Raw genomic sequence first — 22,094 nt, 5'->3', positions numbered from 1 at the left:
GCAGGCTCCGAAAAGGCCAGCCGAAGCACCGTCCTTTTCCACGGCAATCCGCTATTTCTCTATATTTTCCAGGGCCTTGACAGGAACGTCAGGGCGAGTTCTAACGACTCCTCCAAGGTGTGCTTGGGCTTGCCGCAATTGGCGAGCCGTTCCTCTGCGATCACCTTGTCCCGCTCAAGCTGGGCGATCTTTCTTTCGTATGCGGCAATATCCCCCGCGGATCGCGCGGGGTTACGCATTTCGATCCAATCTTTAGTATACAACATTTAGTATTATTATGCAAAATCATGGCATTGCTCCAATCATGGGCGGGGTGAAGCTGGCGGGCTGTAGCCTTCGATATCCGCGTCGATCCGCGACCAGATCGCATGGGCGTGTCGCCGTCCGTCCTTTTCATGGAAGACGATGGCGCGGGGCTGGCCGTCCAGCCCCAGCCGCTGTTCGGCCATTTCCACGGCGGCCTCGAACGCCTCGACCGACACGATTTCCTTCTCTGGCGGGTTCAGGCTGAGCGAGAACAGGAAGTTCCGGCAGCGCGTCCCTTGCGAAACTGCATCCACTTCCATCAGCGCCCCCGCCAGATCACCCGACAGGAAGCCGCGAATCTCATGCAACTCCACATGATCGTTGTCGCGGGGGTTAATCAGATGCCGGGCGAGTTCGGCGGCGTTCTTGCGTTCGGAGGCTTTCAGGATCATGGCGCAGCCCCCGGCATCTTTCCAAGCGCTCGTAGCAGTTCGTCGCGCATGTCCATCACCGCGCGGCAGGCATCCCGCAGTTCGGCATCGGTTTCCGGCGTGACGGGCAACGCGCCGATATTCACGGCGCGGGCAAGCTGGTTGATGTTCTGCGACAGGCGGGACGCGCCAAGCACCGCCAGCACCTTCGCCAGCGCGGCCTTGTCCTTGACCGGAAACTTGCCCTGCGTCCGGCGGGGCGGCACGTCATCCCCAAACAGCCGGGAGCGGATATAGGCCCCCAGCGACATCCCCGCCGCATCCCGTTCCAGCCGCGCCCGTTCCTCGACGGCTAGAGGGCGTCTTCATTTAAGGATACCCATATTGCGTAAGTTCTGATTCAAGATCGAAAACGGAGGCGATCTTGAGCAGACGAACGCTGACTGACGGGCAATGGGAACGGATCGGGCCGCTGTTGCCCGGCAAGGCCGGTGATCGGGGCCGCAGCGGTGCCGACAACCGGCTGTTCCTCGACGCGGTGCTGTGGCTGGCACGAAGCGCCTCTCCCTGGCGCGACCTGCCGCCGGAACTGGGGCACTGGAGTTCAAGCGTAAAGCAAACGATCCAGTGGATCGTTTGCAGCGCAGAACGGTCTACACCCGCTTCCGCCGCTGGTCGCGCGCCGGGGTATGGGAGGGCCTTTTCAAGGAGTTGAGCGCCGATCCGGACTTTGAATACGTGCTGATTGATGCCACCATCTCCAAGGTCCATGCCGATGCAAGCTCGCAAAAAGGGGCTTGAGGCTCACGCCATCGGCCGCTCCCGCGGCGGGCTGACGACCAAGATCCATGCGGCGGTGGACGCTCTCGGCCTGCCGGTGCGGTTCGCGATCACGCCCGGCCATTGGGCCGACAGCCCGCAGGCCGAGGGGCTGATCCGAGACCTGGCGGGCGTCGGCCATGTCATCGCCGATGCCGGATACGACACCGATGCGCTCCGCCGCCTCATCGCCGACGACCTGCGGGCAAGGGCCCAGATCAAGCGCAACCGCAGCCGCGCCGGGAACCGGCCACTCGACCGGGAACTCTATAAGGAGCGCCATCTGGTCGAATGCTTCTTCAACCGCATCAAACGGTTCCGTCGCATCGCGCTCCGCTGCGAGAAGACCGTCTCGTCCTTCAAAGCCTTCGTCGATCTCGCCTGCGCTATGGCTTGGGTCGCTTAAATGAAGACGCCGCCTAGGTGCAGCGAAAACGGCGGGAGATATTTTGGCGCTTTCTTCGCCGCGACATCGTTAAAATCATGGTGCGGGCTGGTCATCGTCGCACCCTCAGATCGTCACGATCCTTATGTGCGAGATGGCGTTCCCAGTCCTCTAGGATTTCAAAGAGGGAGTTAGATATTTTTCCCTCTAAGCGCGCCATTTAAGAACAGAACTCTGAACGCCGAGCGCCGCCGTTTCTACGCTAGAAGCGGCGACCAGCGTTCGCAGCACCTCTGACTTCGATCCCATGATGCGAACCTCGTCGTCCGCTACCTCGACACGCTGCGCCAACGCACGTAGGTGGTCGCGGCGGTAGCCTCCATCGTCGAGGCGTATCCGTTCACGGGCCTTAAGGGCAAACCCCTTGAGCATGTCAGGGCTGATGCCCTGATTGCCTGAACTGTCGAGCGCGGGCTGCGTGCGCTCGGCGTCGGCGGCGGCTTGATCCCGCAACGCCTTGAGGCTCACCACGCGTTCCTTCGCCATGGCGTCGTCCTTGCCCGCCATACCCGCTTCGATAGCGTCAAAGAGACGGCCGAGCCGCTGGTCGGCGTCCGTGATTCGCCGGTTTAGCTCGGCAAGGTGCTTGCGGCGGCGCTCGGCGCGTTCCTGCCGCCGGTCGATGATGCTGGCGAGGATGGTTTCCAGCCGTTTGGGCTGGAGCAGGCGATCCCCGATGTGATCGGCGACAAGATGGTCTAGTTTGTCCATCGGGAGCGGTCGCAACGAAGCGTTCCAGCATCGGGACGATCAGCTTCGTCGGTTCGGTGACTGGCTGGCCCGTTTCAGGCGCCAGAGCATCGGCATAGGCGACGAGGTGCCTGACGCTGGTGGCGACAATCCTTCCGAAGAACGGCAGCTCGATCACAAGGTCATGACGGTCAAGGAGTTGTGCACGCTCTATCTCAAGGATCTCAATGCAGGCCTGATCCTCGGCCAAAGGCGGTCGCCCCAAGAAAACGACCACCATCGTTACCGACACAGGCCGCATCGAACGCCACATCATCCCGTTGATCGGCGCGCGGCGGGTGAAGGATCTGACGAAAGCTGACATCAACAAGGTCCTGAAGGACATCATGGCCGGTAAGACCCGCGTGTCGGTCAAGACGAAGAAGCTGCGCGGGAAGGCCATCGTGCGGGGCGGCGCCGGTACGGCGACACGCACGGTAGGTCTTCCTGGCGGCATCCTTTCCTAAGCCCTCGATGCCGGCATCATCGATCGCAACCCAGCGCATGGCATCAAAAAGCCGAAGGACAATGTCCGCAAGCGCAGGCTTTCCGAGGCAGAGTATCGCACTCTCGGCAACATGCTGCGGGAGGCAGCAGAAAAGGAGAAGTATGCGATGACCGTCGAGATCATTCGCCAGATTGCCCCACATGGTCTGAAACATCCCGACAGCCGCCATATAGTCGGTGACGCCATGCTGGAGATCGACGATCAGCCCGTCATAGCCCTGCGCCGCCATAACTTCCGCCACGAAGGGGCTTGGGATGGAGAGGAAGGCGTTCAGCGCGCAGCCGCCCTTTGTCCAGATTTCCCGAATGCGATTGGGCTTCATTGAAGTCCTTTCCTCCGCGCCCGCCTTCAGTTGACCGGCGTCAGCAGCGGCCTGCCCGCGAAGAAGGCATCCAGGTTGTCCAGCGTCAGTTGCGCCATGCGGTCGCGGGTTTCCTCGGTCCCGCTGGCGTGGTGGGGATAGAGCGTGACATTGGGCAGCGCCGTCAGCGCCGGGTCAGGATGGGGCTCGTTCAGGAACACGTCCAGTCCCGCCCCGGCGATGCGTCCTTCGCGCAGGGCGGCGATCAGCGCCGCCTCGTCCACGACCGAGCCGCGCGCGACGTTGATCAGCGTGCCCGCCGGTCCCAGGGCCTCCAGGACAGCCGCCGAGACAAGGCCCGTGGTTCCCGCCCCGCCCGGCGTCGCGACAAGCAGGATGTCGGCCCATTCCGCCAAGGCCGCCGGGTCGGCGAAATAATCGTAGCCGACACCCGGCTTCGGATTGCGGCCCGAATAGCCGACCGCCAGCCCCATGGCCTCGCAGCGCCGGGCGATGGCCAGGCCGATATTGCCAAGCCCCACGATCCCCGCGCGCTTGCCCGCGACCGAGCTCGTCAGCGGGAACATCCCCTGCCGGCCCCAGTCGCCCGACCGGACATAGGCGTCGGCCTCGACCAGCCGCCGCCGCGCGGCCAGCATCAGAAGGACCGCCGTGTCGGCCACGTCATCGACAAGCGCAACCGAAGTGTTGGTCAGCGTGATCCCCCGGCGCGTCATGGCCTCCAGGTCCATCAGGTCGAAGCCTGCCGAGGAACAGGCCGCCAGCCGCAGCGCGGGCAGCCGGTCCAGCATCGCCGCATCGACCGCGACATGCCCGTTCACGACCATGGCCGTGCAGACCGGCCCGGCCTTCGCCAGCACCGCGTCCCTGTCCGTGGCCTGGTCCAGCCGGTGCAGGGTATAGCGCGCCTCCAGTTTCTCCATGAAGCGGGGGCGCAGGGGATAGGCGACAAGGACGTGAGGCTTCATGCGGTCTCCAGGTGGCGGGCGGCGCGGCGGGCGGCCTGCACCGCCGGGTCGGGGTCCAGACTGGCCGAGAGCAGCGCCCGCGTATAGGGGTGGCGCGGCGCGTCGAAGATCCGGCGCACCGGGCCTTCCTCGACGATCTCACCGAATTTCATGACCACCACGCGATCCGCGAAATCGCGCACCACCGGCAGGTCATGGGCGATGAACAGGTAGGACAGGCCGAATTCGCGCCGCAACCCGTCCAGCAGTTCGATCACCTGCGCCTGGATCGACACGTCGAGCGCCGAGACCGCCTCGTCGCAGACGATCAGCTTCGGCTCCATCGCCAGGGCGCGCGCGATGGCGATCCGCTGGCGCTGTCCGCCGGAAAACTGGTGCGGATAGCGGGCGGCCATCTCGGGTTTCAAGCCGACCTTGACCAGAAGCTCGGCCACGCGGTCGCGCCATTGTCCCTTTGGCAGGATGGCGGGATGGATCACCCAGGCTTCCGAGATCAGCTGGAACACCGTCATGCGCGGGTTCAGCGATTGCGTCGGTTCCTGGAACACCATCTGAAGATCGCGCCGCAGCCCGAACAACCGGCGCGGCGCCATCGCCATCAGGTCTTCGCCGCGATACAGGATCCGGCCCCCGTCCGGGTCGTCCAGCCGCAGGATCGCGCGGGCCAGCGTCGATTTGCCCGAACCGCTTTCGCCCACGACCGCGACGGTCTCGCCCGGCATGATGGTCAGATCGACACCCTTCAGCGCCTGGAAGGCCCCGTAGGATTTCGTCAGCCGTTCCGCCCGCAGAAGCGGTTGCCCGGTCCGGTCCCGTTCGTCGGGCATCGCGCCCTTGCCCGGTGCGGCGTCGATCAGCTTGCGGGTATAGGGGTGCAGGGGATTGCGGTAAACCTCGGCGGCGTCGCCGGTCTCGACGATCCGGCCGCCGTTCATCACCACCACGCGGTCGGCGATCTCGGCCACCACGCCCAGGTCGTGGGTGATGAGCAGCAGGCCCATGCCGGTTTCGCGCTGCAACTCCTCCAGCAGGTCCAGCACCTGGGCCTGCACGGTCACATCCAGCGCCGTGGTCGGTTCGTCCGCGATCAGGATGTCGGGCTTGCAGGCCAGCGCCATGGCGATCATCAGCCGCTGGCGCTGCCCGCCCGAGAACTGGTGCGGATATTTCCGCATCGCCGCCTCGGGTTCCGGGACGCCGACGCGGCGCAGCAACTCCAGCGCGCGGGCCTGCGCCTTGTCGCGGCTGCCGCCATGGGTCGTGACCATCTCGGCGATCTGCCAGCCGACGGTATAGACCGGGTTCAGATGCGCCAGCGGATCCTGGAAGATCATCGCGATGGTGCAGCCGTTGATCTGGCGGCGCTGTTCCGCCGTCATCGCCAGCATGTCCCGCCCGTTCAGCAGGATCTGCCCCGACGTGATCCTGCCCGGCGGCATGTCGATCAGGTTCATGACCGCCGATGCCGACACCGACTTGCCCGATCCGCTTTCGCCCAGGATCGCCAGCGTCTCGCCCCGGTCCAGATACCAGCTGACGTTCTGAGAGGTTTTGAAAGACAAGGGGATAAAGGTCTGCATCCCCGAGAGTGTCCGATCTTCTGTGTATGAGTGGTCCGGTCCATGCTTCACCGAAAGGAAGCATGCATGACGATCTCCAAGGAACTTCTGGATGAACTGCTGAAGGGTATTGAGCGCCCTGAGGATCTGCTCGGCGATGCCGGGCTGATGAAGGAGCTGAAGATCCGGCTCATGGAGCGGATGCTGGGCGCGGAGCTGACCGCGCATTTGGGCTATGAGGAAGGCAAGGAAGCACCGCCCGGCCAGGCGAACCGGCGCAACGGCTCGTCGACGAAGGTGCTGAAGGGCCAGGACGGCGAACTGCCGGTGGCTGTGCCTCGTGACCGCGACAGCAGCTTCGAGCCGGAGCTGGTGAAGAAGGGCCAGACCCGCATTGATGGCATGGATGACAGGATCATCGGGCTCTATGCCGCCGGGCTGACGGTGCGCGACATCCAGGCGCATCTGCTCGATCTTTACGGCCTGAAGGTCTCCCCCGACCTGATCAGCCGCGTCACTGACGCGGTTCCGGACGAGGTTCGGGAATGGCAAGGCCGGGCACTGGACCGGATGTATCCGATCGTGATCTTTGATGCACTGCGGGTGAAGATCCGCGATGCCGACAGCCGCACGGTCAAGAACAAGGCCGTCTACATCGCCCTTGGCGTGACCCGTGACGGCCTGCGCGAGGTCCTGGGCCTTTGGATCGCCGAAAACGAGGGCGCCAAGTTCTGGCTGGCGGTGATGAACGAGCTGAAGAACCGAGGGCTGCAGGACATCCTGATCGGGGTCGTCGACGGGCTGAAGGGCTTTCCTGAGGCCATCACCGCCGCCTTTCCCGAGGCCATGGTCCAGACCTGCATCGTGCATCTGGTCCGCCATAGCCTGAGCTTCTGCTCCTGGAAGGACCGCAAGGCTGTGGCTGCCGATCTGCGCCGGATTTACAGCGCCCCAACCGCCGCAATGGCCGAGGCCGAACTCGATGCCTTTGAGGAGAAATGGGCCGGGAAATACGCGTCCATCGCCCCAGCCTGGCGACGAGCATGGGCCGAGGTGATCCCGTTCTTTGCCTTCGATCCGGCGATCCGCAAGATCATCTACACCACCAATGCCATAGAAAGTTTGAACCGGGTCATCCGCAAGTCGATCAAGACCCGAGGGTCATTCCCCACAGACGAAGCGGCGACAAAGCTGATCTACCTGGCCATCCGCAGCTTCGAGAAAGACGGCCGAAACGTCCGGGAATGGTTTGCGGCCCGCAACCAGTTCGCCATAATGTTCGGCGAGCGCTTCGACGCTTGAGTATCTGAAACCGCATGGAGCCGGTCAGATACACAAAGTTCAGGACACTCCCCGGCATCGCCATTCACCGTGTCTCGGTTTGGCGGTTTTTGCGCGGTCTTGGGCTGACACACAAAAAAAGACCTGCAAGCCCTCGAGCAGAAGCGGCCTGAGATCCGGCAGGCACGCCATATCTGGATCACACGACGCCAGCCGTTCATGCGCAGCGCGTTGACGCGCCTCGGTTTCATCGACGAGACGTCGCTGAAGACGAGCATGGCCAAGACCACCGGATGGTCTCCAAAAGGCGCGCGCCTTGTGGACCATGCGCCCTTCGGCCCCTGGAACACCCAGACCTTCATCGCTGCCCTGCGCCATGACCGTCTGGATGCGCCCTGGGTAATCAATGGTGCCATGAACCGCGAACTGTTCGAACTCTATGTCGAAACCCAACTGGCCCCGACACTGCGACCCGGCGATGTGATCATTCTGGACAACCTGTCATCGCATAAGAGCCCCAAGGCAGCGGCGACCATGAACGCCGTTGGCGCGTGGTTCTTGTTCTTGCCTCCCTACAGTCCGGATCTGAACCCGATCGAGATGGCCTTCGCAAAGCTCAAGGCCCTAATCCGGAGAGCCGCCGCGCGAACCTACGAGGCTCTCTGGCACGCTGTCGGGCAGGTCTGCGATCTTTTCACCGATGAGGAATGCTACAATTTCTTCAAAGCCGCCGGATATGAAACCGATTAAACGCAACGCGCTCTAGCCCGGATTTTCCACCGAAGACAGGTGCATCGGGGGCCTGTTCGCGGGAAAGTTCTTTTGCAGGAAAGACGTGCCCAGGAGCAGGAGCTTCCCCACCCTGGACTTGTCGCGGCTTGGAGCTGCTCTTTTGGCCGAGGGGGACGACGATTGGCAAACGCCGCTGGCGCCCGCGACGCTGGAACTGGTCGAGGTCTGGGACAATGGGGCTTGGCCGGACATCACGCCCGGCGCCTCGCCTTGGGGCGGCTATGACCTGCCAGGCAGCGGGCCGCACCGGATCATGGCAACGGTGGACTGTGGCGACTGGCGGCCGTCCTTGAGGCTGTGCGGGGGCTGGCGGAATACATGGCGGCCGTCGCCGACATTGCCCCCGGTGCGTCGTCCTCTTCGCTGAACATCGGACAGGTTCAGGAAAGCATCGAGGTCAACCCAGCACATCCTGGGCGGGCCTTGCAGAACAGCGGCGCGGCGGACCTGCTGCGGCCGTTTCGGAACGCATGGCATGGAGCTAATCGACCTGTTCCGGCAAAAGGGTGCGCTTCAACCGATACCCCTGAAACCCGCACCAGCGGCTCGGGCTATACCGCCGAAATCACGGCGGCGCGGGAAAGCTACATCAACCGCGTCACTGAGCCGGGAGCTGGGCATCAACCCCAAGACCGCGTCAAAATGGCGCAAGCGGGCCACAGTGGAGGATCTGAAGACCGGGCCCAAGGAGCCTCGTTCAACGGTGCTGAATGAGGAGGAAGAAGCAATGGTCGTGGCGTTCAGGCGCCACACGCTACTACCGCTGGACGACTGCCTCTGCCACCCCGAAGACGGTGATGATCGACGCGACCTACCTCAAGGCGCACCGCACGGCGACCAGCCTGCGGTCGAAAAAGGGGGACCTGGCGACCAAAGGGGGCGTCTGATCGGTCGGACTAAGGGCGGCATGAACACCAAGTTGCACGCCGTCACCGACGCCGATGGTCGCCCGATCCGGTTCTTCATGACTGCTGGCCAAGTCAGTGACTACACCGGCGCGGCGGCGCTGCTGAGCAGCTTGCCAAAGGCAGATTGGCTGCTCGCTGACCGGGGATATGACGCCGACTGGTTCAGAGAAGCATTGAAAGACAAGGGGATAAAGCCCTGCATTCCGGGCCGGAAGTCGCGCGGCAAGCCCATCAAGTACGACAAGCGCCGCTACAAACGCCGCAACCGGATCGAAATCATGTTCGGACGTCTGAAGGACTGGCGCAGGGTCGCAACCCGCTACGATAGATGCCCGAAAGTCTTCCTCTCCGCCGTCGCCCTCGCCGCAACCGTCATGTTCTGGTTATGATCCGAGAACGAGTCCTGACCCTACGGGACGTGGTCAAGCCACAAGGTGTTTGGCGCTGTATCCCACCCCATTACCGGTCCTGGCCGGGATCGGTGATGGGCAGTTATAGCAAGGTCGGGACACATAAGGTGTTTGATCCCCTGGTTTGATGGTGCGATCCTTTCTTGGGAATGGAAGGATGCCTATGGAGGCTATCAACCGCAGACAGTTCCCCGCGCCGCGCATGTCACGGTAAAATTCACCGCGGAAATTATGATAGGATTTCTCTCAGGGACTTGGAAAATCCTCAAAGGACGGCTAGGTAGAGAGTACATTGGAGCAGTGGCAGAGCGGTTTATCGCTGCCGCCTTGAAAGCGGCCGAACTTGAGAAGGTTCCGTGGGTTCGAATCCCACCTGCTCCGCCAATCTTTTTACGTAAGCCGTTGTTTTCATTAACACATGTTCCAGATGATGGAGCATCGTTCCACCAGCATTTCCCCCAATTGGAAGCGGAAGCTGCGGGAACTTGCGGGAAGCAACGCCCGACCGAAGCCGGGCTTGCCACATCATCACTGCATGCCCACTTCGCGCCGAAGCGCCCAGGTCACACCCACAATGCCGTCACGCAGGGTTGCCCCGTGGTCTTCCATCGAGGTTGTCGCCAGATCATCGACCAGGAGGAAAAGGGCGCTCACCAGATTGCGGCACTCCGCCAACTGGCCGTCTAGACGGATAACCTCGTCCTGCAGTTCCTCGGCGGTTCTCATGCCGTGCCCTCCCGAAGAATGGTTGCTGCATTGTCCAACTGCATCTTCGCCTCGCGTAGCAGATCGACAACCTGCTGCGCACCGACCGAGAAGCAGGCGGTCTCCTTGTCGTTCAGCCCAGCCAGGTAGATCAGATCGAGGAAGGACAGGGCCTCGTCGATCTTGTCAGAACCATCGTTCACCATGTGGATCGGCTTGCGGCTCATGCTGCGTCCCCCTTGCGCCAGATCCCTGCCTTCTGGCGCCGAGACAGCAATTCGGTGCCGTTGGTAACAACAGCCATCAATGCGCCTGCCACGTTCAAAGTGCGCTCCACAGCATCGAGGCGTCCGGCTGTCATGATGTCGCCGCTGGTATCGTTGTCCAGCGCCAGCCTTGCTGTCAGGATCATCGCCTCCACATGATAGGCGAGTTGTTCGGCCCACTGTGCAGGGTCATCGACCTTGATCAGGTTATCGATGATCGGGAATTCAGATTGCGTTTCCCCAAGCATGCCGGGGGTGTTATGGCAATTCACAGCCATGCTCGATCTCCTTCTAAGATCGGGTTTCGATTAGGGCCAAGCGAGAGGGTGAGAGTTCTTGCTTGGCCTGCTACTTTCTACTACAATCTCAAACATGACGCAACAATAATGTTGGAGATTGTAGTAATGGCTAAGGGCGCCCCTATTGGGTTCCGGATCGACGCTGAGATCAAGGCGGCGCTGGAGGCTGCCGCCAAGGCAGATGATCGTTCGCTGTCTTCGCTAATCACGATCATCCTGCGGGACTGGTTGAAAGAGCGGGGGCATTTGCCAGGGACACCCGAATGAGACCGGAACAAGACGCTGGCAAGCTGGTCAAGGCTCTTGAGTATCTTGATGCCGAAGGAATGGATTTGCGCCTGTTGCGCGCACTCCATCAAGGCGACGATGAAACCTTCCCTGACGCCATCAGCTACCGGCGCCAATTTCCTGATCGCGTGTATCGAGAGCCGAACATAACCTATCATCAGCGGCTTCTGTTCGTGGCGGCTGAACACTGGCGCACTGGACGAAGCTTTGACGCGCTGGTGGCAGAGGCACTTGATCGTTTTATCGTCCCCGCACGATAAACCTACCCCGCCCTCGTCACCCGCTCCAGCAGGGCATCGAGGCGCACAGGGCTAAGGAGAGGGGGTCGTCCACGCGCGGTTAGCCTGACATCCATTCCGGCCTTGCCTGAACACCGGTGAGAGCAAAACCGCTTCCTGGACATGTGCGGCCGTTCAATGATCTTGCTGCACCACTCACACGCTATCGGCGGATGCTTGATACGCACGCCATGATCGACGCAGGCTTGACTGCAATACTGACAGTCTTGCCTGCGGGCCATAAACTCTTTCCGGCAGTGCAGGCAAACCTTTGGATGCCGGCGGGCGCGATTGTTGCACGTCACGCTGCAGTAGATGGCATGGGCAAATCGTGACGGCGCAACCGCCTTGCCGCAGTGGGCACATTCCGGTCGCGTTGCCTTCGCCTCAAGTCGTGCGATCTTTTCTAGAGAATGGTAATGTTCATTGTAGCACTTCCGGCTGCAGAACTCCCGCGTGATGCGAACACCCTCCGGCAAGATTGTGCCGCACTGAACACATCTGTTCTCCCAATCAAGCGGCGTATTTTCGACCATTGAATTTGACTACCTTGTCATAAGCGCTGTCTTCAGATGCCTGCTTACGATCTGCCATCATATGAAAATGCGCGCTCGCGCAGAGGTCGCTGCAGAACTTGAAGTGGCGTTCGGGAAGCGGAGCTTTACATCTCACACAAAGGGTGCGCTCGATCAGGGTGCCTGCATGAATGGTCCAGTCAGGCTGTCCCTCGTCCCAACCTGGTCGGATCGCCCGTGCCATTCTGAATGCATCAGCCAGCAGTTCGCGTGCCATGTCATCGGCGGCTTGCCAACGCCACCCCTGCAGGCAGAGATCGGAGCGGATACCGTGGCGCAGCGGTCCCTCCAGTCCAAACATCGAACCAGTGTCACCCGCCTCGAATGCCAGCTTGATTACCCCCACAAGCCGGACCACCAGCGCATCGAACCGTCCTTTCCCCAGCTTGCCGCGCCGGGCGTCTTGTTCGTCGCGTGCCCGCTTGCGTTCCCATGCTTTGCTGTCGAACCGATGATGTTTCATCCCAGCATCGCGTCCAGAAGCCCCGCATTGATCGGGTGCTGCGACATGGGCGGCAGGGTCTTCACGCCCTCGGGTGCCTGCTTGTCAGTGCGATATGCATCCTCGATCCAGACGCCATCCAAGGCCATGATGATGTCCACGTGGCGCGGCTCCAGCGGCACCCGCATCATCTGCGACCATGCGGCCACGGCCTCCCAGGTGATCGGGTTCGGGCCGTGGGGGTTGTAGCCGCGCTGACGGGACAAGGCACCGAAGACCTCCCAGAGCGGCAGGCCAGCCTCGGGCAAAGGCGTGGTGTCGCCCGCCAGGCGAGATTTCAGGGCGGCGCAGAGTTGCTTCTTGAGCCGATCCATCAGCCCCTCCTCATCTGGTGCCGGTTGTTCCACAGATAGGCGTTGTCCTCGGCCTGCCGGAGCGTGTCCTTCTGGACCCGACGCGCGACCTGGATGGAACGCTGATCGACAAAGGCCGTCAGGTTGCCGCTCTTGGGATCGACGCCGACCGTCACATGCACATCGACGCTCTGCGCCTTGTCGGCGATTGCACTGCTGCCTTGCCGCCCCGCCAGAAGGTTGCGGGTCTGGTCCGCGCTCCAGATGCGCGCCGGGCCGGTGGCCTCCAGTTCAGGGCCTTTCTCGCCCACGATCCGCAAGCCGCCCATGTGATCGCCACCAGAGGCAAAGCCGGGGACAAGCAGCCCGCCGATGCTGGAGGCAATGCCACCCATGCCGGGCAGACCCATGATGCCCTTGATCATCTGCGTCTTGGCAATCTCCAGAAGCAGATCGGCCACCGCCTGCTTTGCCGATTTCGAGCCGTCGATGATAGAGCCGAACATGTCGGACAGGGCATCCTTGCCCGCCTGGCTGCGCTCTTTGATGGCATCCAGCTTCTCGGCCGCACCCTCGGCTTCCAGACCGGCCTGCACATAGGCATCGGCCAGCTTGTCGATCTCGGCTTCCAGTTCCGGGGTGATCTGCTTGCCCGCCTGCTGTGCCGCGTGCAGCAGTTCGGCCTTCGTGCGGGCGAACTCCATGGCATCGCCGTATTCCTTGCCGGATGCCGCCACTGCGACCAGGACCGCCGCCTCGGCCTCCAAGGCTGCTGTCCTTTCCCGGATGGCCTGCGCTTCCTTGGCGAACTCATCGACCGCTGCCTTTCCCGCGCCACTGCTCTTTCGGCCTTTGGAACCACCGCCCTTGCCAGCGGCGCTGCGGCCCGCTGCGCCTGCCAGAGAGGCTGCGGCAAGGTCATTGGCCTGCTGATCGGTCAGCGAGGCTCCTGCCTCGCCTGCGCGCCGCCTGACGGCCTCGATCTCGCGTTGCAGGGCAAGCTGTTCCGCCGATGCGCTATTGCGGGCCTCCTCGGCCGCCGTGAAGCCTTCCAGGGCCTCGCGCTGCGCCTCCATGCTGTCCATGGAAGCCTGTTCCGCCGCGTGCCGGTCGCGCATGGCCTGCGTGGCCTTCTGGTCCGGTGCCGTGCCTGCCGCACGGGCGATGGCTGCACCCATGCTGTTGGCAAGGCTGGTGACAGAGGCGATCACGCCACCCAGACGGCCAAGCTGCGAAATGACGCCTTCGAAGGTGGTGCGGTCGCCTGCCTCCAGGGCGCCGAAGGCATCGACGGCTGCCGCCTCGATCTCGCCCAGCTTGACGGTGAAGTCTTCGCCGCTGATCTCCCCATCGCGGAAGGCCTGAACAAGGTTCTGCATCTCCTCATAAGCCACGCGCAGGGCATCGGCTGCCGTGTCATACCCCAGGCTGTCGAGGCGCGAGATGGCGTCGATCATTGCCACGCCTGCCCGGTCCGCTTCCTCGGCCAGGGTGGCATAGCGTTCATCGAGGCGGGCAAGCGCCTCCTCGTTCTGCTCCACCAGGTCGCGGTTCTGCGCCAAGGCGTCATAGACTTCATCGCCCAGGATCGCCCGGCCTTCGGCCTCATTGGCGAAGATGGTGTCCAGCCGGGCGCGCAGGTCGGCCAGTTCCGCACCCGCTGCCACGAGGTTCACGACCATGGCCTTGCCGAAGTTCGCGGCGGTTGTGGTCAGTTGGCTGAACTTCCGGTCGATCTCGTCAGCCTTGGCGATCAGTTCGGCATCCAGCACCGCGCCGGTTTCATGGGCCTTGTTGATCGTGTCCTGTAGTGCGCCCTGGCCTTGGCCCAGCAGTTCCACGAAGCGCTCGCCGCCTGTGCCGCCGAAGATTTCATCAGCGATCCTGATCTGCGCGGCCTTGTCGAAGCCTTCCAGCCGTCCAAGGATCTCCAGCATCAGGGCGGAGGGATCCTTGAGTTTCCGTTTCAGGTCATCGGCACGCAGGCCCAGGCGGTTGAAGGCCTCGGCGGCAGGGCCGACGCCAGTCACGATGAACTCATCCGCGCGCAGGGCCAGTTCCTTGAAGCCGTCCACCAGGGCATCGACGCTGATGCGGTTCTGATCGGCCAGGAACTTCCACTCCTGGAAGGCATCGGTCGAGAGGCCCGCCCGCTTGGCCTCGTTGCCCAGTTCGGCCATGCTCTTGACGGTGGCGCCGATGTTGCTGGTCAGGCCCGCGAAGGCTGCCGTGGCCGCGCCGCCGATCAAGCCGCCCGCGAAGGCCTTGCTGAACGTGCCGATCTGGCTGCTGGTCGAGGCCAGGGCCTGATTGATCCGGCTTGTCGAGCGGATCATGTCCTGCTCCATCTGCCGGGTTGCCGAACGGGAATTACGGGACAGGCCCTGATAGGTGCGGGTGCCCCGGTTCTCGGCCTGGCGCATCCGCTTCTCGAACTCCGAAACGCGCGCCTCCAACATCACCACAAGGCGTTCGTCTGCTCCTACGGCTGCGTTCATGCGCGCCTCCTATACGGTCCACATGTCATCGTTGAACCAGTCCTGACTGGTCGTCATTGCGCCCTCGTCGGCAGCGCAGCGGGCCAGGGCCATCGCCGCTGCCACCGCGCCGTCGATCTTGTCCCGGCTCTTTCCCTTGTGGAATGTGCGGTTGCCTGCCGGGTCGGTGCGCACCTCGATGTTCGAGAAGTTCCAGCGCAGGACCGGATGCCCGCCATGCCGGAAGCGGCGCCCGATGATCGCGCGCTCCAGTTCCTTGACCGCCGGCGCCATCGTCACCCATCCCTGCCGCATCTCGACCGCCGGGAAGCCGTCCTCCAGCAGGTTGTTCAGCATGTTGCGCGCCAGATGCGGATCGAAGGCGATTTCCTGCACGTTGAAGCGGGCGCAGAGTTCGCGCACCTGATCCTCGACCGCGCGGAAGTCCACGACATTGCCGGGGGTGGCGGTGATCTGACCATCCGCCGCCCAGGCGGGATAAGGCACCTGCGCCAGTTCCTCGCGCGCCCGCAGGTTATCCTCGGGGCAGAAGAACCAGGGCCAGACCTGAAAGCCGTCCTCGCCATCGCGCCAGCAGGCCACGATCACCGTCAGGTCGGAGTTGCTGGACAGGTCCACGCCCAGCCAGCAGGGCGCTTGCTTCGCCTCCAGGTCATCCAGATCGACCGGCCCGGCGCCCTCGTCATAGACGGCCATTTCCACGAAGGGATCAGTGGCGTGATCGAGCCAGATGTTCAGGTTCAACTGGCGGAAGGCCTCCCGGTCCCCGATCCGGCGCTGCCCTTCGCGGGCAAGCTGGCGCAGTCCTTCGATGTCGGGATAGCCATGCCGCAGGCCGGGGTTCACGCGGAACCAGATTTCCTCGTCAGTCCAGTCGCAATCTGCCGGGGCCTCGAACAGGACAGGCAGGATCGAGGGATCGTCCACCTCGCCACGGGCCACGCGGCGGGCGTCGTTCACGATGTCCCAGGCAATGTTCTCCTGCCCCCGTCCTGCCGTGGTGGCGACGACAAGCAGGCTGCCCGGTGTCTTGACCAGGCCGGATCGCAACACGTCCCACAGTTCCCGCTTCTTCCAGGCGTGCAACTCGTCGGCCAGCACGAAGACCGGCGTGCGGCCATGCTGGGTTCCAGCATCGGCGCTGATGGCTTCGCAGAAGCTGCGCTCCTTCGGAAAGGTGATGCGGTTTCGATAATCCAGCGTGCGGATATGGGGCGCGATCTTCGGATGCGCCGTCAGCAGGCCGCGCAGTTCCTCATAGGCGATGCGGGCCTGCTTGCGATCGGAGGCGGAGGTGATGACCTCCCCGCCGGGCACCCGTTCCGGTCCTACGGTGTGCAGGGCTTCCAATGCGGCTGCGAGGCTGGTCTTGCGGTTGCCGCGTGGAACAAGGATCACCGCCGTCTTGACGATCCGCGTGCCGTCCTCATGCCGGGGACCATAGATGCGGCGCACGATCCGTTCCTGCCACAGGTCAAGCTGGAAGGGCTTGCCGGACTTCGGGTGGCGCAGCATCCGCAGGAACCTCACGGCCCGTTCGCCGAAGCCCATCGGGTCGGAGATGGTGCTGCCATCATAGATCCAGTGCGGGAAGGTGTCAGACATCGAGAGGATCCGGCTCGTTGTCGCCGTCCTCCCTGATGGCGGGCCGGGACCGGGAAACCGGCGTGAGGCCAAGTTCAGCGGCAAGCTGGCGTGCCGAAGCCATGGCCTTGTCCTGGAGGCGGGCCAGTTTCAGCATCAAGTCGGGTTCCTGCCCCTCTTGGATCAGCGCCTCGGTGTCGCGCACCCGGCCAATGCAGATGCAAGTGGGTTCTGGCTCGCGATCCCGTTGCCCGCCGCGGGCAAGTCCCTGCGCGGCGGCCGGATCACCCCCGGTGAATGGGAGCGGCGACGCGGGCTGCGCCTGCGCTTCGTCTATCGCCGGTCGGGGCCGAGCTTGCTGGTGGCGGAGGGCCGGCTGAACACCAAGGGCCAGGCGGTCGTGTCGCGCTCGAAGACCGGACGCGGCAAGGTCACCGCGCCGATCTTCCTGCTGGTGCCGCAGGTGAAACTGCCGAAGCGGCTGGATCTGGCACGGGACGCAGACCGGGCGTTGGACAGCGTGCCGGGGCTGATCGTGGCGAGCTGGGTGGAAGCGAGATAGTCAGGCGCGCGCGGCGGCTTGTTCATTTCCGCGTGCAGAACGGCGGCGGCGGGGTTCCTCGATCTCACCAAGACCCTCGAGCGCCACCGGAGCCTTGCCGGGAAACTCGACCATGAGCTTCAGGCTGCCCCCCATGGCCTGCACATAGCTCGACAGCGTCGAGAGCAGCAGGTCACTCTGGCGCTCGTATTTCGCGACCGTCGCCTGCTGAATGCCGAGGGTTTGGGCCAGCTGGACCTGCGTCAGATCCTTGGCTTTCCGAAGCTCCTGCAGCGTCAGATATTCGGTATGGAGGCGGTTGGCCTCAGCCTCGACGCCCGCGCGACGGGCCGGTTCGAGCGCGGCCAGCTTGTCCTTCAGGGTCCGTGCCATGGTCCTCATCCTTTCCGTTTCGCCAGATGACGGTCAAACCGCTCATCGGCCCGGGCGATCAACTGCTTGTAGAAGCGCTTCTCGCTGCCACCTGACTTGTCCCCGCCGACAAGCAGGATCGCCTGCCGGTCGGGATCGAATGCAAAAGCGACGCGCCACACGCCATCAGCGGCGTTGCATCGCAACTCCTTCATGTTCGCATGTTTCGACCCGGTCAGGGTGTCGGCATGCGGGCGACCGAGCGATGGGCCCTCGCGCTCCAGAAGAAGGGCGCGGGCGAGGATTGCGTCCTGCACCTCGGGCGGAAGTTCGTCGAACTCCGGCTCGAACTCCTCTGAAAACGAAACGGTCCACGGCATACGGTCCTCATGTCTTGGAAGCTATATAGCCTCGAAGCACTAATTTTGCAATAACGGTCCGATAAGCGTCTGACATGCCCACCCCTCGCGAAGCCATCCTCGCCGCGCTGCACGCGCGGCTCTCAACGCTGCCCGCCACTGCTTTGCGCGGCGAGGTGCTGCCCGAGCGCGTGTCGGGCGAGGGCCTGCTGATCCTGCGCGACGGCGAGCCTGGGGAGCCGGAGGTCACGCTCTCGCCGCTCGCCTACCACTACCAGCACCGCGCCGAAATCGAGGCGGTCGTTCAGGGCGCCGACCGTGACGCCGCCTTCGACACGCTGACCGCCAGCATCGGCGCGGCGCTCGCCGTCGACCGCACGCTCGGCGGCCTCTGCGACTGGGTCGAGGCGGAAGCGCCGAAGCCAGTCGATCTGCCGGTCGAAGGCGCGGCCAGCCTGAAGGCGGCGGTCATTCCGGTCGTCTTGCATTATTCAACTGACGATCCGCTTGGGTGAACCTGCGGCCAGCCTGAAGGCCGCGTTCGGCGGGACGACAGTCCACTGGACTGTCATCTGATCCGCCTCACTCCCTGTGGTGCTGCACTATTCCACGGCCGATCCGCTCGGCTGATCCCGACAACCCGAGGAGAACACCATGGCACGAGCCCAGGGGGCGCGGGCGCAGATGGCGCTTGCGTTCGAGACCGTCTATGGCACGCCGCCCGCAGGCGGCTTCACGAAGATGCCCTTTGCCAGCACCACGCTCGGGGCGGAGCAGCCGCTGCTGAACTCCGAGCTTCTCGGCTACGGCCGCGATCCGCTGGCACCGATCAAGGATGCGGTGACGGCCGACGGCGATGTCGTCGTGCCGCTCGACGCCGAGGCCTTCGGCTTCTGGCTGAAGGCAGCTTTCGGCGCGCCGTCGACGACGGGCACCGGTCCCTGGACGCACGAGTTCCGATCCGGCGCCTGGACGCTGCCGAGCCTCTCCATCGAGACCGGAATGCCCGAGGTGCCGCGCTACGCGATGTATTCCGGCTGCGTCCTCGATCAGTTGACCTGGCAGATGCAGCGCTCGGGGCTGCTAACGGCGACCGCACGGCTGGCGGCGCAGGGCGAGACGGTGGGGACGACCACAAGCGCCGGCACGCCCGCCGCGCTGGAGTTGAAGAGGTTCGGCCACTTCAACGGGTCGATCACGCGGAACGGCTCGGCCCTCGGCAACGTCGTTTCGGTCGACATCACCTATGCCAACAACCTCGACCGGATCGAGACCATCCGCTCAGATGGTCGGATCGACGGCGCGGATCCGTCCATCGCCGCGCTCACCGGCTCCATCGAGGTCCGGTTCGCCGACAGCACACTGGTGACGCAGGCGATCAACGGCGATCCGTGCGAGCTCGAGTTCGCCTACGTCCTGCCGTCCGGCGAGAGCTTCACCTTCACCGTGCACGCCGTCTACCTGCCGCGCCCGCGCATCGAGATTTCTGGGCCGCAGGGCGTGCAGGCGACCTTCGACTGGCAGGCCGCGCGCGACAGTGTGGTCGGCCGTATGTGCACGGCAACCCTGATCAACGACATCGAGGTATACTGAGAATGCTGACGCTCGACCTGACCAATGCGCCCCGCTGGCATGACCTCGCCCCCGGTGTGCGCGTGCAGCTGCGCCCACTGACGACCGCGCTGATGGTGGCAACGCGCAGCGATGCCGCCGTCGAAGCGGTGTCCGAGGAGGCTTCCGACGAGGAACGTGCCGTCGCCTTCGCCAAGGCGCTGGCGCGGCGGGCGGTGCTCGCCTGGGAGGGTATCGGCGATGCGGACGGCAAGCCGATCGATCCCAGCCCTGAGGCCATCGACGCGCTGCTCGACATCTGGCCGATCTTCGAGGCTTTCCAGCTGACCTACGTCTCGAAGGGCCTGCTGCTGGAACAGGAAAAAAACTCCTCCGCGCTCTCGCCGAATGGTCCTTCGGCGGGGGCGAGCGGTACTGCGACGCCTGCCAAACTGCGTGCGAAGGCTGCCCGGCGCGGCTGAACCGACCAATGACGCATGAAGGCTGGCAGGTCTGGGACCTGGTCGGCCGTCTCGGCGGCCAACTGCGCGTCCTGCCCGGTGCGGTGATCGGCTGGGACATGTCGGCGGCACTAGCGCTCGGTGACGCCCTCGGCGTGCCGCCGCTCGCCATGGCCGAACTGCTGCCCGTCATCGAAGCGGTGATGGTCGCCAAACTCAACGAACAGATGGAACGCCCCAATGGCTGAAAAACGCGTCAGCGTCCGCCTTGCGGCGGTCGGTGGTCGGCAGGTGCGCGCCGAACTGGAAGGCGTCGGCGAAGCCGGTGCGCGAGGTTTCGGACGGCTAAGCCGGGAGATGGAAGCGGCGAACACCCGGCTCGCGGCCTTTTCGCGGCGGGCGCGTGTGGCCGCCGCAGCGGCCGTGGCAGCTGCCGCCGCTGCTGGCGTGGCGATGATCCAATCGGGCCTCCAGACCGTCGATGCGCAGGCGAAGCTTGCGCAGTCGCTGGGAACCACCGTCGCCTCGATCCAGACGCTGGAGCGCGCGGGCGAGCTGGCGGGCGTGTCCATGTCCGGGATCGAGCAGGCCACCAAGGACCTGACCCGCCGTCTCAGCCAGGCGGCCGCCGGGAGCGGTCCCGCGGCCGACGCGCTCGACCGGCTGGGTCTTTCGGCCAACGACCTGATCGCGCTGCCGCTGGACCAGCGCGTCGGCGCGATCAACGCCGCCATCGAGAACTTCGTGCCCGCTGCAGAACGCGCGGCCGTCGCAGGACAGCTTTTCGGCGAGGAAGGCTCCATCGCCATGTCGCGCATCGACACCGCGGCGCTGCGCCAGGCGACCGAGGACGTCCTCGCCTTCGGCGTCGTCGTTTCCGAACAGGACGCTGACCAGATCGAGCGCACGAACGACGCGATCTCGCGCCTCGGGCTGATCTGGCGCGGGCTGTCGAACCAGCTCGCCGTCGCCGCAGCCCCCGCGCTGGAAGCGGTCGCCAACGCCATGGCCGCCATCGCCAGCCGCACCGGCCCGCTTGGTATCGCCATTCGCGGTCTCTTCGACAATATCGGCCGCCTGACCACCTATGCCGTGACCTTCGCGACCTTCCTCGCGGGCCGCTGGGTCGCCGGGCTGGCTGCCGCCGCGCTGTCGGTGCGTGGATTCGCAACTGCGCTCGTCGTCCTGCGCGGGGCGCTGGTCCGCACCGGCATCGGTGCGCTGATCGTCGGCGTCGGCGAGCTGATCTATCAGCTGTCCCAATTCGTTGCCCGTGTGGGCGGGGTCGGCGAAGCCTTCCGGCTGCTCTCCGATCTGGCCTCCGAGGTCTGGTCGCGCATCGGGCTCGCGCTCGACGCAGCGCTGGCCCGCATGGCGGCCGGATGGGAGGGGCTGAAGGCCGCCGCGCTTTCGGCGCTCGACGGCACCGTCGCGGGCGTCGTGGGGTTTGGGGACCGCACTGTCGCGATCTTCCAGGGCGCCTATGACGGCGCGGTGGCGATCTGGGGCAGCCTGCCGGGCGCCATCGGCGATTTCGCCTACCAGGCCGCGAACGGGCTGATCGGCGGGGTCGAGGCGATGCTGAACGGTGTCGTCACCCGCATCAACAGCTTTATCGAGACGCTGAACGCCGCGCTGGCCCTGTTGCCCGAATGGGCGACAGGTGAAGGCGGGGTGCGGATCGGCACGCTCGATCCGGTCGACCTGAGCCGGATCGACAACCCCTTCGAGGGCGCGGCAACGGCGGCTGGTACGGCAGCGGCAGACGCGTTTTCGGCCGCGCTTGCCCGAACCTACATCGCCCCGCCCGATCTCGGTCTCGGCGCCATGGCGGATGATGCGAGTGCCCGAGCCGATGCCTATCGCGAGGCCGCGGGCATGCTGACCGATGCCGCGACCCGGCCGCTTGCTGCCTGGCAGGCTCTTAAGGATGCCGTGACCGGGTCCGGCACGGAGGCCGAGGTCGCGCTGACGGACGCCGCGACCTCCCCCGATGCGCTCGCGACCGGGCTCGACGACACCACTGCCGCTGCCAATGGTGCAGGAGGTGCTGCCCGCGACGCCGGAACCGCCGCTGGCGAAGGGGCGGAGCATGCGCTGACCG

The 22,094-nt window shown here is 64.4% G+C and carries 28 protein-coding genes, 1 tRNA gene and 5 pseudogenes; 16 read left to right on the top strand and 18 right to left on the bottom strand.

What is annotated here, in order from left to right; genetic code table 11:
- Positions 1–59: 59 nt before the first annotated feature.
- Genes PARHAE_RS21120 through PARHAE_RS12650 form a run of 3 tightly spaced genes read right to left on the bottom strand, consistent with a single transcriptional unit; the run spans position 60 to position 988 of the window.
- Positions 60–266 (bottom strand): hypothetical protein, encoded by a 207-nt coding sequence (locus tag PARHAE_RS21120; RefSeq protein WP_164555240.1) that lies wholly within the window; start codon positions 264–266, stop codon positions 60–62.
- A gap of 36 nt (positions 267–302) precedes the next feature.
- The gene (locus PARHAE_RS12655) at positions 303–698 is read right to left on the bottom strand and encodes a relaxase/mobilization nuclease domain-containing protein (protein WP_206436947.1); all 396 of its coding nucleotides are present in this window, start codon (positions 696–698) and stop codon (positions 303–305) included.
- Positions 695–988 (bottom strand): hypothetical protein, encoded by a 294-nt coding sequence (locus PARHAE_RS12650; RefSeq protein ID WP_206436946.1) that lies wholly within the window; start codon positions 986–988, stop codon positions 695–697. The genes PARHAE_RS12655 and PARHAE_RS12650 overlap by 4 nt, the downstream gene beginning before the upstream one ends.
- A 113-nt stretch (positions 989–1,101) precedes the next feature.
- Here PARHAE_RS12650 and PARHAE_RS12645 point away from each other — a divergent pair.
- Positions 1,102–1,902, top strand: a pseudogene (locus tag PARHAE_RS12645) (IS5 family transposase).
- A gap of 186 nt (positions 1,903–2,088) precedes the next feature.
- Here the strand turns inward: PARHAE_RS12645 and PARHAE_RS12640 are convergent.
- The 5 genes and pseudogenes from PARHAE_RS12640 to PARHAE_RS12620 all read right to left on the bottom strand — a co-directional run bounded on the left by PARHAE_RS12640 (position 2,089) and on the right by PARHAE_RS12620 (position 6,030).
- Entirely contained in the window at positions 2,089–2,652 is a 564-nt protein-coding gene (locus tag PARHAE_RS12640) for a hypothetical protein (protein ID WP_206436960.1), read from the bottom strand.
- Between the two features lie 55 nt (positions 2,653–2,707).
- Positions 2,708–2,911: pseudogene (locus PARHAE_RS22255) on the bottom strand (hypothetical protein); the annotation flags it as partial.
- The gene (locus PARHAE_RS22135) at positions 2,856–3,500 is read right to left on the bottom strand and encodes an HpcH/HpaI aldolase family protein (RefSeq protein ID WP_420899406.1); all 645 of its coding nucleotides are present in this window, start codon (positions 3,498–3,500) and stop codon (positions 2,856–2,858) included. The pseudogene PARHAE_RS22255 and the gene PARHAE_RS22135, both read right to left, overlap by 56 nt.
- Positions 3,501–3,526: 26 nt before the next feature.
- On the bottom strand, positions 3,527–4,468 hold the full coding sequence (locus tag PARHAE_RS12625; RefSeq protein ID WP_126154964.1) for a 2-hydroxyacid dehydrogenase: 942 nt from the start codon (positions 4,466–4,468) through the stop codon (positions 3,527–3,529).
- Positions 4,465–6,030, bottom strand: coding sequence for an ABC transporter ATP-binding protein (locus tag PARHAE_RS12620; protein ID WP_241232797.1), 1,566 nt, complete (start codon positions 6,028–6,030; stop codon positions 4,465–4,467). The genes PARHAE_RS12625 and PARHAE_RS12620 overlap by 4 nt, the downstream gene beginning before the upstream one ends.
- An 84-nt stretch (positions 6,031–6,114) precedes the next feature.
- Between PARHAE_RS12620 and PARHAE_RS12615 the strand changes: the two genes are divergently transcribed.
- The 6 genes and pseudogenes from PARHAE_RS12615 (at position 6,115) to PARHAE_RS12590 (ending at position 9,802) form a co-directional block, all read left to right on the top strand.
- A complete protein-coding gene (locus tag PARHAE_RS12615; RefSeq protein ID WP_126154962.1) occupies positions 6,115–7,329 on the top strand; it encodes an IS256 family transposase in 1,215 nt (404 codons plus the stop codon).
- 198 nt (positions 7,330–7,527) lie between these two features.
- On the top strand, positions 7,528–8,058 hold the full coding sequence (locus PARHAE_RS12610) for an IS630 family transposase (protein WP_126154961.1): 531 nt from the start codon (positions 7,528–7,530) through the stop codon (positions 8,056–8,058).
- A gap of 85 nt (positions 8,059–8,143) precedes the next feature.
- Positions 8,144–8,467 (top strand): hypothetical protein, encoded by a 324-nt coding sequence (locus PARHAE_RS21690; protein WP_126154960.1) that lies wholly within the window; start codon positions 8,144–8,146, stop codon positions 8,465–8,467.
- A gap of 186 nt (positions 8,468–8,653) precedes the next feature.
- Positions 8,654–8,878 (top strand): annotated as a pseudogene (locus PARHAE_RS21685) (transposase); the annotation flags it as partial.
- Between the two features lies 1 nt (position 8,879).
- Positions 8,880–9,397, top strand: a pseudogene (locus PARHAE_RS12595) (IS5 family transposase); the annotation flags it as partial.
- Positions 9,398–9,712: 315 nt separating this feature from the next.
- Positions 9,713–9,802 (top strand) — tRNA-Ser (locus tag PARHAE_RS12590).
- Between the two features lie 144 nt (positions 9,803–9,946).
- Here PARHAE_RS12590 and PARHAE_RS12585 read toward each other — a convergent pair.
- The 3 genes from PARHAE_RS12585 to PARHAE_RS12575 are packed head-to-tail and all read right to left on the bottom strand — an operon-like array spanning position 9,947 to position 10,667.
- Positions 9,947–10,144: a hypothetical protein gene (locus PARHAE_RS12585; protein ID WP_126154958.1), complete on the bottom strand. Its 198-nt coding sequence runs from the start codon at positions 10,142–10,144 to the stop codon at positions 9,947–9,949.
- Positions 10,141–10,350 (bottom strand): hypothetical protein, encoded by a 210-nt coding sequence (locus PARHAE_RS12580; RefSeq protein WP_126154957.1) that lies wholly within the window; start codon positions 10,348–10,350, stop codon positions 10,141–10,143. The genes PARHAE_RS12585 and PARHAE_RS12580 overlap by 4 nt, the downstream gene beginning before the upstream one ends.
- Positions 10,347–10,667: a hypothetical protein gene (locus tag PARHAE_RS12575; protein WP_126154657.1), complete on the bottom strand. Its 321-nt coding sequence runs from the start codon at positions 10,665–10,667 to the stop codon at positions 10,347–10,349. Before PARHAE_RS12575 ends, PARHAE_RS12580 begins: the two co-directional genes overlap by 4 nt.
- Before the next feature lie 126 nt (positions 10,668–10,793).
- On the opposite strand from PARHAE_RS12575, the gene PARHAE_RS21110 reads away from it, so the two are divergent.
- The 3 genes from PARHAE_RS21110 to PARHAE_RS21105 all read left to right on the top strand — a co-directional run bounded on the left by PARHAE_RS21110 (position 10,794) and on the right by PARHAE_RS21105 (position 11,589).
- Entirely contained in the window at positions 10,794–10,955 is a 162-nt protein-coding gene (locus PARHAE_RS21110; protein ID WP_164555238.1) for a hypothetical protein, read from the top strand.
- A complete protein-coding gene (locus tag PARHAE_RS12570; protein ID WP_126154956.1) occupies positions 10,952–11,236 on the top strand; it encodes a hypothetical protein in 285 nt (94 codons plus the stop codon). The genes PARHAE_RS21110 and PARHAE_RS12570 overlap by 4 nt, the downstream gene beginning before the upstream one ends.
- A 191-nt stretch (positions 11,237–11,427) precedes the next feature.
- Positions 11,428–11,589, top strand: coding sequence for a hypothetical protein (locus tag PARHAE_RS21105; protein WP_164555237.1), 162 nt, complete (start codon positions 11,428–11,430; stop codon positions 11,587–11,589).
- 178 nt (positions 11,590–11,767) lie between these two features.
- Here PARHAE_RS21105 and PARHAE_RS12565 read toward each other — a convergent pair whose 3' ends face one another.
- The 5 genes from PARHAE_RS12565 to PARHAE_RS12545 are packed head-to-tail and all read right to left on the bottom strand — an operon-like array spanning position 11,768 to position 16,911.
- Positions 11,768–12,292: a hypothetical protein gene (locus PARHAE_RS12565; protein WP_126154955.1), complete on the bottom strand. Its 525-nt coding sequence runs from the start codon at positions 12,290–12,292 to the stop codon at positions 11,768–11,770.
- Positions 12,289–12,645: a phage tail assembly chaperone gene (locus tag PARHAE_RS12560; RefSeq protein ID WP_126154954.1), complete on the bottom strand. Its 357-nt coding sequence runs from the start codon at positions 12,643–12,645 to the stop codon at positions 12,289–12,291. Before PARHAE_RS12560 ends, PARHAE_RS12565 begins: the two co-directional genes overlap by 4 nt.
- Complete coding sequence (locus tag PARHAE_RS12555) at positions 12,645–15,122, bottom strand: hypothetical protein (protein WP_126154953.1); 2,478 nt, start codon at positions 15,120–15,122, stop codon at positions 12,645–12,647. Before PARHAE_RS12555 ends, PARHAE_RS12560 begins: the two co-directional genes overlap by 1 nt.
- Positions 15,123–15,131: 9 nt before the next feature.
- Positions 15,132–16,727 (bottom strand): terminase large subunit, encoded by a 1,596-nt coding sequence (locus tag PARHAE_RS12550; RefSeq protein ID WP_126154952.1) that lies wholly within the window; start codon positions 16,725–16,727, stop codon positions 15,132–15,134.
- Positions 16,720–16,911 (bottom strand): P27 family phage terminase small subunit, encoded by a 192-nt coding sequence (locus PARHAE_RS12545; RefSeq protein ID WP_206436959.1) that lies wholly within the window; start codon positions 16,909–16,911, stop codon positions 16,720–16,722. Before PARHAE_RS12545 ends, PARHAE_RS12550 begins: the two co-directional genes overlap by 8 nt.
- An 18-nt stretch (positions 16,912–16,929) precedes the next feature.
- Between PARHAE_RS12545 and PARHAE_RS12540 the strand changes: the two are divergent.
- Positions 16,930–17,268 (top strand): annotated as a pseudogene (locus PARHAE_RS12540) (DUF6441 family protein); the annotation flags it as partial.
- Here PARHAE_RS12540 and PARHAE_RS12535 read toward each other — a convergent pair.
- A complete protein-coding gene (locus PARHAE_RS12535) occupies positions 17,269–17,640 on the bottom strand; it encodes a helix-turn-helix domain-containing protein (RefSeq protein ID WP_164555236.1) in 372 nt (123 codons plus the stop codon).
- Between the two features lie 5 nt (positions 17,641–17,645).
- Positions 17,646–17,999 carry a type II toxin-antitoxin system RelE/ParE family toxin gene (locus PARHAE_RS12530; protein WP_126154950.1) on the bottom strand — a complete coding sequence of 118 codons (354 nt, stop codon included), beginning with the start codon at positions 17,997–17,999 and terminating at the stop codon, positions 17,646–17,648.
- Between the two features lie 74 nt (positions 18,000–18,073).
- Between PARHAE_RS12530 and PARHAE_RS12525 the strand changes: the two genes are divergently transcribed.
- From PARHAE_RS12525 to PARHAE_RS12505, 5 genes are all read left to right on the top strand, one after another.
- Complete coding sequence (locus PARHAE_RS12525) at positions 18,074–18,493, top strand: acyl-CoA transferase (RefSeq protein WP_126154949.1); 420 nt, start codon at positions 18,074–18,076, stop codon at positions 18,491–18,493.
- Positions 18,494–18,632: 139 nt separating this feature from the next.
- Positions 18,633–19,571, top strand: a complete 939-nt coding sequence (locus PARHAE_RS12520) for a phage tail tube protein (RefSeq protein WP_126154948.1) — start codon at positions 18,633–18,635, stop codon at positions 19,569–19,571.
- A gap of 2 nt (positions 19,572–19,573) precedes the next feature.
- On the top strand, positions 19,574–20,011 hold the full coding sequence (locus tag PARHAE_RS12515) for a hypothetical protein (RefSeq protein WP_126154947.1): 438 nt from the start codon (positions 19,574–19,576) through the stop codon (positions 20,009–20,011).
- Positions 20,012–20,019: 8 nt separating this feature from the next.
- Positions 20,020–20,238 (top strand): DUF7697 family protein, encoded by a 219-nt coding sequence (locus PARHAE_RS12510; protein ID WP_013654514.1) that lies wholly within the window; start codon positions 20,020–20,022, stop codon positions 20,236–20,238.
- On the top strand, positions 20,231–22,094 hold a 1,864-nt coding region (locus PARHAE_RS12505; RefSeq protein ID WP_126154946.1), incomplete at its 3' end, for a phage tail tape measure protein. The genes PARHAE_RS12510 and PARHAE_RS12505, both read left to right, overlap by 8 nt.

The sequence above is a fragment of the Paracoccus haematequi genome (assembly GCF_900631945.1).
GTDB lineage: Bacteria > Pseudomonadota > Alphaproteobacteria > Rhodobacterales > Rhodobacteraceae > Paracoccus > Paracoccus haematequi_A.
This window is presented reverse-complemented; position numbering and strand designations above follow the sequence as displayed.